Here is a 14,621-nt window from a genome sequence, read left to right on the forward strand (position 1 = left end):
CTTGTGAGTGCGGTGCACTCAAGCGGGAGCAAGCTCCCTCGCCACAAGACCTCATCGCATCATGTCGCCGGGCGAATCGCCTTGATCAACGACTGCAACGAATACCCCAATCGCGGCGCCAGCCCTTCAGCCCGGGAGATCAGCCCGTCCATGTCCAGTTCCTGATCCAGCTCGGAAGGTACAAGCAAAATCACGTTGCCCTCCTTCACTGGCAACTCCCAGTAGTGCCGGTGATAGAGGCCACGCAACAACGCCGCGCCCAACGGTTTGCCGTCGTCGGTCGCCCATTGATTGATCACCAGCCAGCCGCCCGGATTCAAGCGCTTCTGACAGTTTTCCAGAAAATTCCAGGCCAGATGCCCGACACCCGGGCCGACATCGGTATAGAGGTCGACGAAAATCAGGTCCGCTGGTTCAGCGGTATCGAGCAATTCCAGAGCATCGCCAACGCGGATATACAGCCGCGGATCGTCATCCAGCCCAAGGTATTCGATGGCCAGGCGCGGTACGTCCGGGCGCAACTCGATGGCTTCGACATCTTCAAGCGGCAGAAACTTGAGGCACGCCTGGGTCAGCGTGCCGGCGCCGAGGCCGAGAAACAGTGCGCTTTCCGGCTGTTCGTGGCACAGCGCGCCAATCAGCATCGCCCGGGTGTAATCGTACTCGAGCCAGCTCGGGTCAGCGGTGAACACGCAGCTCTGCTCGATGGCATCACCGAACTCGAGAAAACGGTAATCGGCCACTTCCAGCACGCGAATCACGCCAAACTCATCCTGTACCTCGGCGAGCAGATGCTCGACGCGCTCCTCAGTCATTTCGTCTCCTGATCGTCGCCGAGTCCGGCAACGCGACAAACCGCAACATGAAGCGGCAAAGGCGCGATTGTCCGCGAAGCAACCGGAACAGGTCACGCACTAATTTGCTGATAACATGAACGTCCGAGCGTAAAACAACCGAGACCGTGATGAGCCAACCCTGGAGCCCTGACAGCTGGCGCGCCCTGCCGATCCAGCAACAACCCCACTACCCCGACGCGGCGCATTTGCTGCAGGTCGAGCAAACCCTGGCGAGTTACCCGCCACTGGTATTTGCCGGTGAGGCCCGGGAGTTGCGCCGTCAGTTTGCCCAGGTCACCCAGGGCCGCGCGTTTCTGCTGCAAGGTGGCGACTGCGCCGAAAGCTTCGCCGAGTTCTCCGCTGCGAAAATTCGCGACACCTTTAAAGTCCTGCTGCAAATGGCGATCGTCATGACCTTCGCCGCGGGTTGCCCGGTGGTCAAGGTCGGGCGCATGGCCGGCCAGTTCGCCAAGCCTCGCTCGGCCAACGACGAAACCATCGACGGCGTGACCCTGCCCGCCTACCGTGGCGATATTGTCAACGGTATCGGTTTCGACGAAAAAAGCCGCGTGCCGGACCCGGAGCGTCTACTGCAGTCCTACCACCAGTCCACGGCCACCCTGAACCTGCTGCGCGCTTTCGCCCAGGGCGGTTTTGCCGACCTGCATCAAGTGCACAAATGGAACCTGGACTTCATCGCCAACTCGGCACTGGCGGAAAAATACAGCCACCTGGCCGATCGCATCGATGAAACCCTGGCCTTCATGCGCGCCTGCGGCATGGACACTTCGCCGCAACTTCGCGAAACCAGTTTCTTCACCGCCCACGAAGCGCTGCTGCTCAACTACGAAGAAGCCTTCGTGCGCCGCGACAGCCTGACCAACGATTACTACGATTGCTCGGCGCACATGCTGTGGATCGGCGACCGCACCCGTCAACTCGACGGCGCTCACGTCGAATTCCTGCGCGGCGTGAATAACCCGATCGGGGTCAAGGTCGGCCCAAGCATGAACCCGGAAGACCTGATTCGCCTGATCGACGTGCTCAACCCGGACAACGACCCGGGCCGCTTGAACCTGATTGCGCGGATGGGCGCAAACAAGGTCGGCGATCACTTGCCGGCGTTGATCCGTGCAGTGCAGCGTGAAGGCAAGCAGGTGCTGTGGAGCTCGGACCCGATGCACGGCAACACCATCAAGGCCAGCAGCGGCTACAAGACCCGCGACTTCGCGCAGATCCTCGGTGAGGTGAAGCAGTTCTTCCAGGTTCATGAAGCGGAAGGCACTTATGCCGGCGGTATCCACATCGAGATGACCGGGCAGAACGTGACCGAGTGCATTGGTGGCGCGCGGCCGATTACTGAAGACGGGTTGTCGGATCGGTATCACACCCATTGCGACCCACGGATGAATGCTGATCAGTCGCTGGAATTGGCGTTTTTGATCGCCGAGACCTTGAAACAAGTCCGCCGTTAAATGATCGTTCCCACGCTCCGCGTGGGAATGCAGCCCGTGACGCTCTGCGTCACTGGACGCGGAGCGTCCCTAGAGTCATTCCCACGCAGAGCGTGGGAATGATCGGACTCAATCCACCCGCAACCGCGCCGCACTCGCCCGCGGGCAATTCAGCTGAACCTGCTCAAGCCCCAGCCAATCCGCCATCTGCCGCAGATTGACCGCCAACGCCAGCATCCCCTCTTCGTCCAGCCCCGGTTCCTCCTCATGAACGGCATGCACCGCCAACCGGCCCAACGCTCGCTCGGCGCGCAGATCAACCCGTGCGGCAATCCGTTCATTGTGCAAAAACGGCAGCACGTAATAGCCGTAGACCCGCTTGTCCTGCGGCGTATAAATCTCCAGTCGATAACGGAAATCGAACAACCGCTCGGTGCGGCTGCGCTCCCAGATCAACGAATCAAACGGTGATAGCAAGGCACTGGCCTCGACCTTGCGCGGCACTTTCGGCCCGGGCAAGCAATAGGCCGGTTGTCGCCAGCCCTGAACCTCGCAGGCCAGCAACTCACCCGCCTCTAGCAGTTCCGCCAGACGTGGCCGACTGTCTGCCGGGTTCAAGCGAAAATAATCGCGCAGGTCCTTTTCCGTGCCGACACCCAATGCCGTCGCGGCATGCAGCAACAGCCCGCGCTGAGCCTCGGCCTCATTGAGCAACGGTTGTTGCAGAACCGCTGAAGGAATTACCCGTTCCGGCAGATCGTAAAGCCGCTCGAATCCACGGCGGCGGGCGACCGTTACTTCTCCGGCGGCGAACAACCACTCCAGCGCATGTTTTTCAGCGCTCCAGTCCCACCATGGACCTGCCCGTTCCTGACGGGTCGACAAGCTTCCGGCACCCAGTGCGCCCAGTTCCTGAACTGAGGCCAGCACCCGGCGAATCGTGTCCTGCTGCTCGCGGCCGAATTGCGCCAGTTGCTGATAGATGTCTTCGCCGCGCGTCGCACGCTGCATGCGCCAACGCATCAACGGGTACATCGACATGGGCAGCAACGAAGCTTCATGGCCCCAATACTCGAACAACGTGCGACGTCGGCCCTGACTCCAGGCAGCCTGATCGAGCAAATCGGAGGAGTAATTGCCGAGGCGAGAAAACAAGGGGAGATAGTGCGAACGCACTAACGCATTGACCGAATCGATCTGCAGGATGCCCAGGCGTTCGATCATCCGGTTGAGCTGAACCGGTTTGATCGCCGCTGGCGGTTGCCGCCCGTTGAACCCTTGGGCGGCCAGCGCCAGACGTCGAGCCTGTTTGAGGGTAAAGGACACTGTTGCGGGCATGAGCATCTCCTTGTCTGCTCGCAACCTACCTCACCGTAGAGGGGTTTGTGTAGCAATGGCCTCATCATTTATGCATCGGATCGTCCCAGAACGGTCTGATCGATTCATTTTCCACATCTGCACGACTCACGCCGATGTCCTTCAATGCTTCGTCGCTCAGGCTCGCCAGCAACTCACGCTCACGGTGAAGTTCGTACCAGCGACTAAACTTGTGCAGCAGATCGGAAACCGCGTGGATTGAGAATTTTTCTGCCGTTACATGCTCGTGTTGACCTTTCATCTTGTTGCCCTCCTTTAGGGATGGCTCAAGTCTCGCCTCAAGGCTAAGATCAATCCAACGAATGTTTCTGATGGTAACCATCTCGGAGATTGATGGATGTCGGCGTACCCAAGTATCGATACTGATGTGCTGCGCACCTTCGTCGCCATCGCCGACCAGGGCGGGTTTACCCGTGCCGGTGAAATGGTCAACCGCACGCAGTCAGCGGTGAGCATGCAGATGAAGCGTCTGGAGGAAGACGTGTTGCAGCGCCAGCTGTTCGAGCGTGATGGACGTCAGGTCAAGTTGACCGCCGAAGGCCAGGTATTGCTCGGTTACGCGCGGCGCATCCTCAAACTCCACAGCGAAGTCTTTAATACCCTGCGCGAGCCGCATATGGTCGGCACCGTGCGCATCGGTACGCCTGATGATTACGTGATGCGTTTTCTGCCAGGGATCCTGTCGCGCTTCGCCAAGTTCTATCCGCTGATCCAGATCGAAGTTCACTGCGAATCAACCAAGCAACTGTTGCAGCGCCAGGACCTGGATTTGTCCATCGTCACCCGTGAGCCTGGTACTGAAATCGGCCAGTTGCTGCGCAAGGAGCGATTCGTCTGGGCCGAAGCACAATGCTACAGCGCCCACGAGCAGACGCCGCTGCCATTGGCGATGTTCAACAGTGACTGTTTCTGCAGACTGTGGGCATGCAATGCGCTGGACGCCATGGGTCGCGATTACCGTATTGCCTACAACAGTTCGAGCCTGTCGGCGTTGATGGCGGTGGTCAGTGCGGGCCTCGCGGTGACCGCGCAACTGGAAAGCCTGATCACACCGGACATGCGCATCCTCGGCGCCGCCGAAGACCTGCCGCTGTTGCCGGAAGCCTGCATCATGCTGGTGCGCAACCTGCACAACCCGTCACCGATCACCGAGTGCCTGGCCGAGCACATCGTCGAAGGCTTCAAACTTTAAACGCAAGCATCACCGCGCACAGCACCAGGAAACCGCAGAACAACCCCCGCAATAGCCGCTCCGGCATGGCGTGGGCGATCTTCACGCCCCAGCTGATGCTCATCAATCCGCCGACGGCCAACGGCAACCCGATCATCCAGTCCACTTGATGGTGCACCGCATAAGTCACCAGCGTGACACCGGTGCTGGGCAGCGCCAGAGCCAGGGATAAACCCTGGGCCACAACCTGGGTGGTGCCGAACACACTGGTCAACACCGGCGTCGCCACGACCGCACCGCCGACCCCGAAAAGCCCGCCCATGGTGCCGGATGCCGCACCGAGCACGCCCAACCATGGCCAGGAATAACGCATCTGCGCAGAAGCCGGCGCGTTGGCGGTGAACATGCGCACAAGGTTGTAGGCCGACAGGGCAATCAGGAAGGCGACAAACCCCACGCGCATGGTTTGCGCGTCGATGCCTACCGCCCAGATCGAGCCGATCCAGGCGAAGCAGAAACCCATCGCGGCCAATGGCAAGGCGTGATGCATTTCGATGCGGTTGCGCTGGTGATAACGCCACAACGCCAGCATCACATTGGGCACCACCATGACCAACGCCGTACCTTGGGCAATTTGCTGATCGAGACCGAACAACACACCGAGCAACGGAATCGCGATCAATCCACCGCCAATGCCGAATATCCCGCCGAGTGTTCCCAGGGCTGCGCCAAAGGCCAGATACATCACGAACTCAATCACAGGCGATTTCCCTTTTGTCAGATGATTCATCCTACGCAGTCGAGGCTGGCGGGGAAACGCACAGCAACGCACAATGGCTGTGCCAACTTCGCACAAGCACCGACAAATCATGAACCCCAATCAATTGACCGATCAGCTCGACCTGTTCCTTGATGTGCTGGAAACCGGGAGTTTTTCCGCGGCGTCCCGCCGGCATCCGCTGACGCCCTCGGCCGTGGCGCGGCGTATCGACAGTCTCGAAAATGCGGTCGGCAGCCAACTGTTCATTCGCAGCACCCACGCCGTGCGCGCGACGCCCGCGGGCCTGGCGTTTGCCGAACGGGCGCGACGGATCGTGGCGGAATTGCGCCTGGCCCGCGCCGAAGCCGTGTCCCTGAGCAGCGCGCCGGAAGGCTTGATCCGGATTGATGCGCCGGCGGCGTTCGGCCGACGGCATCTGGCGCCGGTGATCGCCGACTTCCTGATGCTCTACCCTGGCCTGGACGTGCAATTGCACTTGATCGACAGTTTTGTCGACATGCAGGGGCTGAATCTCGGCAAGGTTGATCTGGTGCTGCGCGCCGGGCAAATGGCCGACACCCGGCTAGTGGCCACGCCGCTGGCGGGTATGGTGCGCATCGCCTGCGCCAGCCCTGAATACCTGAAACGTCACGGCGTCCCGACCGATCCGGCGCAGTTGATCGAACATGACGGCCTCGACTGGGACGGCCTGGCCCCACCCTTCGCCTGGCGCTTTGAACGCGACGGCCACATGCACCTGCATCGCCCGGCGCGAATCCGCATGAGCGCCAACAACGCCGAGGCGCTGGTCTGCGGTGCCCTGGCCGGATTGGGCATCGCGCATTTGCCCACGTGGTTGGCCAGTGAATACCTGTTGCGCGGTGAATTGCTGCCCCTGTTTTGTGAAAACGGCCTGCCACCCCCGGAAACCACCGGCATCTACGCGCTGCGCCTGTCGCAACAACCCAATTCCCGCAGCCGCTTACTGCTGGAATACCTGAAAACCCGATTCAGCCCCATTCCGCCGTGGGATCTGGCCCTGCAAAACACGCTGGTCCATCACTAGGCGAGAATTATCTGGCGCATTAAAGATTCGCCCGCTAGATTCATGAAGATCACTGATCAAGGCTTTGAAATGAACACCGACCGCAACACCCCGGATAACTGCGACGACCTGCTGCTGGACAACCAGGCGTGTTTCGCCCTGCATTCCACTTCGCTGCTGATGACCAAGGTGTACAAGCCGCTGCTGCAAGCGCTGGGCCTGACCTATCCGCAGTATCTGGCGATGATGGTGCTGTGGGAGCGGGATGGTTTGACCGTAGGCGAAATCAGCACGCGACTGCTGACAGACCCCGGCTCACTGACGCCTTTGCTCAAACGCCTGGAGGTCGAAGGACTGCTCAGTCGCACCCGTAGCCGTGAGGATGAACGGGTGGTGATTGTCGAGTTGACCGAACAAGGTCGTGCCTTGCGGGACAAGGCGCGCACCGTGCCCCAGTGCATCCTCGGCGCAAGCGGCATGACGCTTGAGCGATTGCAGAAACTGCAAGCGGAGCTGCAAGTGCTGCGCAGCAACCTCCAAGACAGCCTCTAATCCTCCAACCACCACAAATCCCCTGTGGGAGCGAGCCTGCTCGGGATGGCAGTGTGTCATTCAGCATTGATGTTGACTGACATACCGCCATCACGCCCTGAGCCTTTCCGTCAACGCGATTTTGCTGTGTTCAGCTCGCTGGTCAACGGCGAGCCGTGCCGGAGCAAGGCCTGTAAATAAACCTTTTCGTCGTACACGGTGCTGGTCTTCCAGCACCGATAAACGATCCGGATCCACTTGAACGCCAAGGCCCTGAGGGCGGCTTGGTAAGAGCAGCCTTTGGCCCTTTGCTGGCGATAATAAGCTTCTGCCCACACCGATTGATTGATGCTGTGTGCAGCCCACTCAACAAAGGTCTGGCGCAAAAAAGTTGCGCATTGATAGCGCCAATGAACGACTTTTTTCTTGCCGCTACGTTCGGTAACCGGTGCGATCCCGGCGTATCGCTGCATCGAACTGGCATCCTTGAAGCGATCTCGCTGCTCACCAAAAGCCACCATCAACCGTGGCGCAAGCTGCTGCCCCGCGCCGGGCAAGGCCTGGAAGAGGCGGTAGTCGGCCAGGGTATTGGCGGTTTTTTCGATCTCCCGATCAAAGTCTTTGATCGCCGTGATGACCCCTTTCAGTTGCGAGACCAGGGCCAGCACATACAGCGCTGAAGGACTGACCACGCCTGGATCTTCAGTCAACGGCATGGCTTTGGTGATCAACGCCAAACGCTGCTGATTGAGTTCAGCATGGCGAACATTATGCGCGTGAAGGAACTTCAAAACGCTGGCCGGCCGAGCGCGCTTAAGCACTTCAAATGTCGACCAGCGCGCCAAAAACTCACAGAAAACCAGCGTGTCATGGTCATGAAACAGCTCAAGAGCCAACGGATAATACTGTTTGAGCATGCAGACCAGACGGTTGCTGATCTTGACCCGGTCATCGACCAGCCCACGGCGATGTTCGGTCAGACTGGCGAGCGAACGCATGGCGGAGCTTTGCTGGACCAGTTGAGGAAACCGTTCTGGGTGATTCAGCAACAGCTCAAGCGCCCATTGAGCATCCGTTGGATCATCCTTGGCGCCACTGGGGACGAAGGTTTTACGGTGCCGGGCCAAGGTGCTCGGATTGATCGGAAAGATACAAAAAAACTCATATTTTTGCAGAGCCGCTATCAGTGGCCCTTTGTTCAGCTCCACGGCGACCGCGATCGGGCCACCGTAACGTTGATGCAGCGACTTGGCCCAGCGATCAATCGACTCGGGCTTGTGGTCGATGACCTCGAAACTCCGCTGAGCCTCTCCAGTTATCTGCAAACAGATGTCGTGCTTGGCATCTGCCCAATCAATTCCGATATAAGCAGTGAACCTCTGAGACAGGAGCGTTTGCATGGAACACCTCCACAGGCGCTAAAGTACATGCAGGGACATGCATGCTTGCGTCCAGCGAAGGCGATATAGAGAGCCGTGTCGGGCTTTCCCTGAGAATTCGTTAGAGGGCGCAAGCGCACCTGTGGGCTCGAAGGTGATGGCGTAATCATCGAGTGCTTCGCGAGCATATTCGTAGCCCGCAGGTGCATGTTCCTTCCTCGCCGACAGCGAACTTCCAGCGAAGTCAGTATGGAAGAGAAAGGAACGGACTACCTATATCGCGAGCAGGCTCGCTCCCACAGGGGATTTGTGGTGTCCCTGCTGATTTCGATTCACACCTTCAAAAATTTTTCCGCTGAAAAATCCTGCCGCGACCGCTCTAACTCAACACATCCAATCAAAACCCTTCAGAAAGACAAAACTTTTTCAGAAATTTATATTGCGCGCTAAATATTTGCGCGATACATTCACCTCGCACTTACTTAGCGCGCAAACATTTAGCGCAAAAAATCAAATCCAAACGAGGCTCACACCATGCAAACTCTCTACACCGCAATCGCAACCTCCACTGGCGGCCGTGACGGTCGTGCGGTTTCCAGTGACAACATCCTCGACGTCAAACTCGCGACTCCGAAAGAACTCGGTGGTGCCGGCGGTGCTGCGACCAACCCTGAGCAATTGTTCGCAGCCGGCTACTCCGCCTGCTTCATCGGCGCGCTGAAATTCGTCGCCAGCCAGACCAAACGCAGCATCCCGAACGACGCTTCGATCACCGCCCATGTCGGCATCGGCCAGATCCCGGGTGGTTTCGGTCTGGATATCGACCTGCACATCAGCCTGCCGGGTCTTGAACAAGCCGACGCGCAAAGCCTGGTCGAGGCTGCCCACCAGGTCTGCCCGTACTCGAACGCTACCCGTGGCAACGTCGATGTGCGCTTGCACGTTACCGTCTAACCGCTGACAACCAGACCGAACAGGAAACGAACATGAACACTTTCAGCAAAGTCTTGACCGGCACCCTTCTCGCTTTGTCCATCAGCAACGCGTTTGCCGGCGATGGGGTTGAACACAACACCCAAGCCTTCCTCGACGTTCTGAATGCGGGCACCGGCAAACCGATGGAACAACTCACCCCCAAGGAAGCCCGCGCGGTGTTGGTGGGTGCGCAAGCCTCGGTGAAACTGACACTGCCAAAAGCCGATGTCAGCGAGAAGACCATTCAAGTCGACGGCCAACCGCTCAGCCTGACCATCGTCCGGCCGGCCGGGGTCAAAGGTGAGTTGCCGGTGTTCATGTTCTTCCACGGCGGTGGCTGGGTGTTGGGGGACTTCCCGACCCACGAACGTCTGGTTCGTGACCTGGTAACGGGTTCGGGTGCAGCGGCGGTGTTCGTCAATTACACCCCGTCGCCGGAAGCGCATTACCCGGTGGCGATCAACCAGGCTTACGCTGCAACCAAATGGGTGGCCGAGCACGGTAAAGAGATCAACGTCGACGGCAAGCGCCTGGCCGTGGCCGGCAACAGCGTCGGTGGCAACATGGCGGCCGTGGTTGCGCTGATGGCCAAAGACAAGGGCACCCCGGCGATCAAGTTCCAGGTGCTGCTGTGGCCGGTGACGGATGCCAGCTTCGAAACCGCGTCCTACAACCAGTTTGCCGAGGGGCATTTCCTCACCAAAAACATGATGAAGTGGTTCTGGGACAACTACACCACCGATGCCAAGCAACGTAACGAGATCTACGCCTCACCGCTGCGGGCAACCACCGCGCAACTGAAGGGCTTACCTCCTGCGCTGGTGCAGACGGCCGGTGCCGACGTGTTGCGCGATGAAGGTGAAGCCTATGCCCGCAAACTGGACGAGGCTGGGGTGCCGGTCACGTCGGTTCGCTACAACGGCCTGATTCACGATTATGGTTTGCTGAATGTGGTGAGCCAGGTGCCAGCGGTGCGCTCCGCGATGTTGCAGGCGTCGCAAGAACTCAAAGTACATCTGAAATAAAAAACCTGTGGGAGCGAGCTTGCTCGCGATGAGGCCCTGTCATTCAAATTGATTTCGACTGACATGCCGTCATCGCGAGCAAGCTCGCTCCCACAGTGTTCATCACCGTCTGAGACTGCATCAGGCACAAAAAAGCCCGACTCAATGGTCGGGCTTTTTCATTCCTGAAGCTGTGCTTATTTAGCACGGCCTTTGTAGGAACCGCCTTCGCGGGTATCGATCTCGATCATGTCGCCGATTTCGATGAAGTCAGCAACCGACAGCTCGGTACCGTTCTTCAGTTTGGCAGGCTTCATCACCTTGCCGGAAGTGTCACCGCGAGCGGAACCTTCGGTGTAGTCAACCTGACGCACGATGGTGGTCGGCAGTTCTACGGAAACCAGACGCTCTTCGAAGAAGATCGCTTCGCAAACATCGGTCATGCCTTCTTCAACGAAAGGCAGAACGGCTTCGATGTCTTCAGCGTTCAGCTCGTACATGGTGTAGTCAGTGGTGTCCATGAACGTGTAGGTGTCGCCGCTGATGAAGGACAGGGTCGCTTCTTTGCGGTCGAGGATTACGTCGTCCAGTTTGTCGTCGGCGCTGTAAACGATCTCGGTCTTGTAACCGGTCAGCAGGTTTTTCAGCTTGGTCTTCATGATCGCGCTGTTACGACCGGATTTGGTGAATTCAGCTTTCTGAACCAGCCAAGGATCGTTTTCGAGACGGATCACGGTACCGGGTTTCAGTTCTTTACCAGTTTTCATTGCGAATATCCGAATTTGGATGGGATTTACAAAAATCTAGGCCGCGTATCATATCCAATTTACATAAAACTGTACCAGCGCCGCGGCAAGATCGGCCTGCAAGGCCTGTTCCAGACACCACGTCTCGGCGTGTTTTTGCAGCTCTGGCCAGTGTTTACGGGTTGTGCGCCAGTGGTCGGACATATCCTGACCGGCATTCCACGCTCGCCAAAGACCACTGATCGCCTCGCTAGCAGGCTCGGACAGGCCTCGGATGTACAGAGTCAGGAAGGCATCGAGCTTGTCCAGGTGGATGTCTTCGTCCTGCTGATAGATGTGCCAGAGCAGCGGCCGCCCCGCCCATTGCGCGCGGACAAAGGAATCTTCGCCACGCACGGCGTTGAAATCGCAGCACCAGAGCAGATGGTCGTATTGATCCTGTCGGACGAACGGCAGCACTTGCACGGTCAACTCACCGCGCACGTGCACCGCGCCGGCCGCCAGCTGATCAACACCGAGCCAGCGTTCGACATCCCCGAGAATCCGGCCTTCGGGCACCAGCAAATGCGTGGGTATCGAATCGGCGGCCATCACCTCCAGCCAACTGGCCAATCCCGCATTTTCGTAGGCAAACAACGAAATCAGCTGTGAGTTCGGTGCGGGATCAATCCCCAGGCCTTGCAGGAATGCTCGCTGTGCCTCGGGGTTTTGCTGAAACTGCCTGCGACGTTCAAGCAATCCGCTTTCACGCAACAAACCACCCGTGCCTTTCTGAAATCCCGGAAAGAAGAAGTACTTCTGCACGCTCTTGTACTTCACCGACGGCAAACCGTGACAGCCGATCACCCAGTCTTCAGCGCTCAAGTAGTCGAGGTTCATCCACAGCGGCGGCTTTTCCCGCGAGGCCATGGCGTCCATGTAGGCGCCTGGCAACTGGCAGGCGAATGCGGCAATCACGACATCGGCGGCTTCAGTGGGTTGCCACTCGGCGGGCCACTGACGCACCTCGACACCCTGTTGCCATTGCTGCGCGGCGCTGATGTCGATTTCAGGACAAATACGTTCGAAGGCCCGCAGGTCATCGACCCACAAGCGCACTTCCACGGCATGCTCGGCAACCAGCTGTCGGGCCAGACGCCAGGTCACGCCGATGTCACCAAAATTGTCGACCACGGTGCAAAAAATATCCCAGCGGGTTTTCACTTGAGGCATTTCAGGCATTCCAGGCTCCCGTTGGCAAAGGCGCCGATTGTCCGCATAAATTACCTCGCGCAGAAGAGCCGACGGCGATTAATCTTCGTGCGACAATCGCCATTCGCCCGCGACCACCCGCCAGGAGGCAGCCATGCCCTACCGTCCCAACCCGCGCCGCCCGTTGCCGATTCAGCTCAATGCGCTGCAATTGACCGGCAGCATTGCCCTCGGCCTGTGGCTTGGATTTCTCGCGATCGCACTGACCTGCTGGCTCGCCTCGCGCCTGCTGTTCAGCGAGCAACTCGCGCCTGTCGCCGCCGCGGTAGACCAACTGGCCAAGCCGCCGGTGGTGGTGCAACCGGTGCCGGACATCCCGCCGCAAAGCCCACTGTTTGAACAGTACGAAGAGAACCTGCGCAAGAACGAGCAGCAGCAACGGATGGATCAGGCCCGCAGCACCCGCCGCAATCTGTCCAATCCGAAATGCCAGTTCTGGCTGCAACAGGACCAGAACGCGCCGAGCGAAAAAAGCCGCGCCAACGTCCTGCAATTCTGCGACTGACCATGAAGCTCTCTATGCACAAACAAACCGTCCACCAGTTGATTATCGACAAGCTTCGGATCGATCTCGACATCGCCGAGCGTGCCGCGCAAACCGCGTACGAAACCGCGACCCACGAAGAAAACATCGCCGAAAACAAGTACGACACGTTGGGCCTAGAAGCGTCTTACCTGGCGGCTGGACAGGCCAGGCGTGTGGAAGAAATCCGGCAGTCACTCGTGCTTTGCCAGAACCTGACCTTACGTCCGTATGACGAACAACGCGGAATCGAAGTCGGCGCCCTGCTCGGTCTGGAAGACGAAAAGGGTCGTGAGCAGTGGCTGTTTCTGGCCCCTGACGCGGCGGGTCTGAAAATCGATATGGTGGGGCAAATGATCACCGTCATCACCCCTCGTTCACCGCTGGGCAAAAGCCTGCTGGGCAAGTTCGAAGGGGACGAGGTGGAGATTCTGGTGGCGGGTGCTCGGCAACAGTTTGCTGTCACCGAGGTGATTTAAGCGGATTAATGGACCGGCAGTTCGACGCCGTCGAACAGCTCTTCCAGTTCCTGCTTGTTGTGGCACTGAATGGCCTTGGCCATGACTTCGCGGGTCAGGTGCGGGGCGAACTTCTCGATGAAGTCGCACATGAAACCACGCAGGAAGGTGCCACGACGGAAACCGATTTTGGTGACGCTGGATTCGAACAAGTCGCTGGCGTCGAGCATGACCAGGTCGCTGTCGAGTTTGGCGTCGACGGCCATTTTCGCCACGATGCCCACGCCCAGGCCCAGGCGAACGTAAGTCTTGATCACGTCGGCGTCGGCCGCGGTGAACACCACTTTCGGCGTCAGGCCGCGATGGCTGAACGCTTCGTCAAGTTTCGAACGGCCGGTGAAGCCGAACACGTACGTCACGATCGGGTATTCGGCCAGGGCTTCGAGGGTCAGCTTCGACAGCTTGGTCAGCGGGTGTCCCTGAGGCACGACCACGCAGCGGTTCCAGCGGTAGCACGGCATCATCACCAGATCACCGAACAGTTCCAGCGCTTCGGTGGCGATGGCGAAATCCACAGTGCCGTCAGCGGCCATTTCGGCGATCTGCATCGGCGAACCCTGGTGCATGTGCAGGGCAACGTCCGGGTACTGCTTGATGAAATTGCTGATCACCGGCGGCAATGCATAACGGGCCTGAGTGTGCGTGGTGGCGATCGACAGGGTGCCTTTCTTCTCGTTGGAGAATTCCTGGGCGATCTGCTTGATGCTTTCAACCTTGCGCAGGATTTCGCCAGCGGTGGTGATGATGCGCTCGCCGGCCGGGGTGACGCGGGTCAGGTGTTTGCCGCTGCGAGCAAAAACCTCGACGCCGAGTTCGTCTTCCAGCAGACGGATTTGCTTACTAATACCCGGTTGCGAGGTGTACAAACTTTGGGCTGTAGCGGAAACGTTGAGGTCGTGGTGCGCCACTTCCCAGATGTAGCGCAGTTGTTGAAGCTTCATATGAATCCCTCAAAGCAGGTAGACGCCACGGGCATCAGCGACGGTATATAACTATATTAATGGTTTGAAGAATAAATCTAGAACTTTTTTGTCAAATTGCCACTATTCGT

Annotated in this window: 17 protein-coding genes; 9 read left to right on the forward strand and 8 right to left on the reverse strand. The window is 58.7% G+C overall.

The features are described 5' to 3' along the window. Positions 1–59: 59 nt before the first annotated feature. Positions 60–815, reverse strand: coding sequence for a spermidine synthase (locus ACYZT8_RS20480; protein WP_461975441.1), 756 nt, complete (start codon positions 813–815; stop codon positions 60–62). Positions 816–964: 149 nt separating this feature from the next. Here ACYZT8_RS20480 and ACYZT8_RS20485 point away from each other — a divergent pair, with 149 nt between their 5' ends. Next, positions 965–2,311, forward strand: coding sequence for a class II 3-deoxy-7-phosphoheptulonate synthase (locus tag ACYZT8_RS20485; protein ID WP_461975443.1), 1,347 nt, complete (start codon positions 965–967; stop codon positions 2,309–2,311). A gap of 108 nt (positions 2,312–2,419) precedes the next feature. Here ACYZT8_RS20485 and ACYZT8_RS20490 read toward each other — a convergent pair whose 3' ends face one another. Continuing rightward, on the reverse strand, positions 2,420–3,628 hold the full coding sequence (locus ACYZT8_RS20490; protein ID WP_461975445.1) for a winged helix-turn-helix domain-containing protein: 1,209 nt from the start codon (positions 3,626–3,628) through the stop codon (positions 2,420–2,422). Positions 3,629–3,692: 64 nt separating this feature from the next. Further along, positions 3,693–3,908, reverse strand: a complete 216-nt coding sequence (locus ACYZT8_RS20495; protein ID WP_461975447.1) for a DUF1127 domain-containing protein — start codon at positions 3,906–3,908, stop codon at positions 3,693–3,695. Between the two features lie 96 nt (positions 3,909–4,004). Here ACYZT8_RS20495 and ACYZT8_RS20500 point away from each other — a divergent pair, with 96 nt between their 5' ends. Beyond that, entirely contained in the window at positions 4,005–4,859 is an 855-nt protein-coding gene (locus ACYZT8_RS20500) for a LysR substrate-binding domain-containing protein (RefSeq protein ID WP_461975449.1), read from the forward strand. On the opposite strand, the gene ACYZT8_RS20505 is transcribed toward ACYZT8_RS20500, so the two are convergent. Beyond that, complete coding sequence (locus ACYZT8_RS20505; RefSeq protein WP_461982561.1) at positions 4,849–5,583, reverse strand: sulfite exporter TauE/SafE family protein; 735 nt, start codon at positions 5,581–5,583, stop codon at positions 4,849–4,851. The two genes, ACYZT8_RS20500 and ACYZT8_RS20505, sit on opposite strands and share 11 nt — an antisense overlap. Positions 5,584–5,707: 124 nt before the next feature. Here ACYZT8_RS20505 and ACYZT8_RS20510 point away from each other — a divergent pair, with 124 nt between their 5' ends. Both ACYZT8_RS20510 and ACYZT8_RS20515 read left to right on the forward strand, forming a co-directional pair. Then, the gene (locus ACYZT8_RS20510; RefSeq protein WP_461975451.1) at positions 5,708–6,664 is read left to right on the forward strand and encodes a LysR family transcriptional regulator; all 957 of its coding nucleotides are present in this window, start codon (positions 5,708–5,710) and stop codon (positions 6,662–6,664) included. Positions 6,665–6,733: 69 nt separating this feature from the next. Further along, positions 6,734–7,195: a MarR family winged helix-turn-helix transcriptional regulator gene (locus ACYZT8_RS20515; RefSeq protein WP_461982563.1), complete on the forward strand. Its 462-nt coding sequence runs from the start codon at positions 6,734–6,736 to the stop codon at positions 7,193–7,195. Between the two features lie 110 nt (positions 7,196–7,305). Here ACYZT8_RS20515 and ACYZT8_RS20520 read toward each other — a convergent pair whose 3' ends face one another. Beyond that, the gene (locus ACYZT8_RS20520) at positions 7,306–8,574 is read right to left on the reverse strand and encodes an IS110 family RNA-guided transposase (protein WP_461973989.1); all 1,269 of its coding nucleotides are present in this window, start codon (positions 8,572–8,574) and stop codon (positions 7,306–7,308) included. 228 nt (positions 8,575–8,802) lie between these two features. Between ACYZT8_RS20520 and ACYZT8_RS20525 the strand changes: the two genes are divergently transcribed. The 3 genes from ACYZT8_RS20525 to ACYZT8_RS20535 all read left to right on the forward strand — a co-directional run bounded on the left by ACYZT8_RS20525 (position 8,803) and on the right by ACYZT8_RS20535 (position 10,553). Beyond that, on the forward strand, positions 8,803–9,003 hold the full coding sequence (locus tag ACYZT8_RS20525; protein ID WP_461975453.1) for a hypothetical protein: 201 nt from the start codon (positions 8,803–8,805) through the stop codon (positions 9,001–9,003). A gap of 84 nt (positions 9,004–9,087) precedes the next feature. After that, positions 9,088–9,507: an organic hydroperoxide resistance protein gene (locus ACYZT8_RS20530; protein WP_010461312.1), complete on the forward strand. Its 420-nt coding sequence runs from the start codon at positions 9,088–9,090 to the stop codon at positions 9,505–9,507. 32 nt (positions 9,508–9,539) lie between these two features. Continuing rightward, a complete protein-coding gene (locus ACYZT8_RS20535; RefSeq protein WP_461975455.1) occupies positions 9,540–10,553 on the forward strand; it encodes an alpha/beta hydrolase in 1,014 nt (337 codons plus the stop codon). A gap of 176 nt (positions 10,554–10,729) precedes the next feature. Here ACYZT8_RS20535 and ACYZT8_RS20540 read toward each other — a convergent pair whose 3' ends face one another. Further along, positions 10,730–11,299, reverse strand: a complete 570-nt coding sequence (locus tag ACYZT8_RS20540) for an elongation factor P (RefSeq protein ID WP_007943632.1) — start codon at positions 11,297–11,299, stop codon at positions 10,730–10,732. 48 nt (positions 11,300–11,347) lie between these two features. Next, positions 11,348–12,490 (reverse strand): elongation factor P maturation arginine rhamnosyltransferase EarP, encoded by a 1,143-nt coding sequence (earP, locus tag ACYZT8_RS20545; RefSeq protein WP_461982565.1) that lies wholly within the window; start codon positions 12,488–12,490, stop codon positions 11,348–11,350. 133 nt (positions 12,491–12,623) lie between these two features. Here earP and ACYZT8_RS20550 point away from each other — a divergent pair, with 133 nt between their 5' ends. Then, complete coding sequence (locus tag ACYZT8_RS20550; RefSeq protein WP_461975458.1) at positions 12,624–13,034, forward strand: hypothetical protein; 411 nt, start codon at positions 12,624–12,626, stop codon at positions 13,032–13,034. 14 nt (positions 13,035–13,048) lie between these two features. Then, positions 13,049–13,531, forward strand: a complete 483-nt coding sequence (locus ACYZT8_RS20555) for a GreA/GreB family elongation factor (protein WP_461975460.1) — start codon at positions 13,049–13,051, stop codon at positions 13,529–13,531. 5 nt (positions 13,532–13,536) lie between these two features. Here the strand turns inward: ACYZT8_RS20555 and cysB are convergent, their stop codons facing one another. Next, positions 13,537–14,511: an HTH-type transcriptional regulator CysB gene (cysB, locus tag ACYZT8_RS20560; RefSeq protein ID WP_461975462.1), complete on the reverse strand. Its 975-nt coding sequence runs from the start codon at positions 14,509–14,511 to the stop codon at positions 13,537–13,539. Positions 14,512–14,621: the final 110 nt, after the last annotated feature.

The sequence above is a fragment of the Pseudomonas sp. LB3P93 genome, from assembly GCF_054898025.1.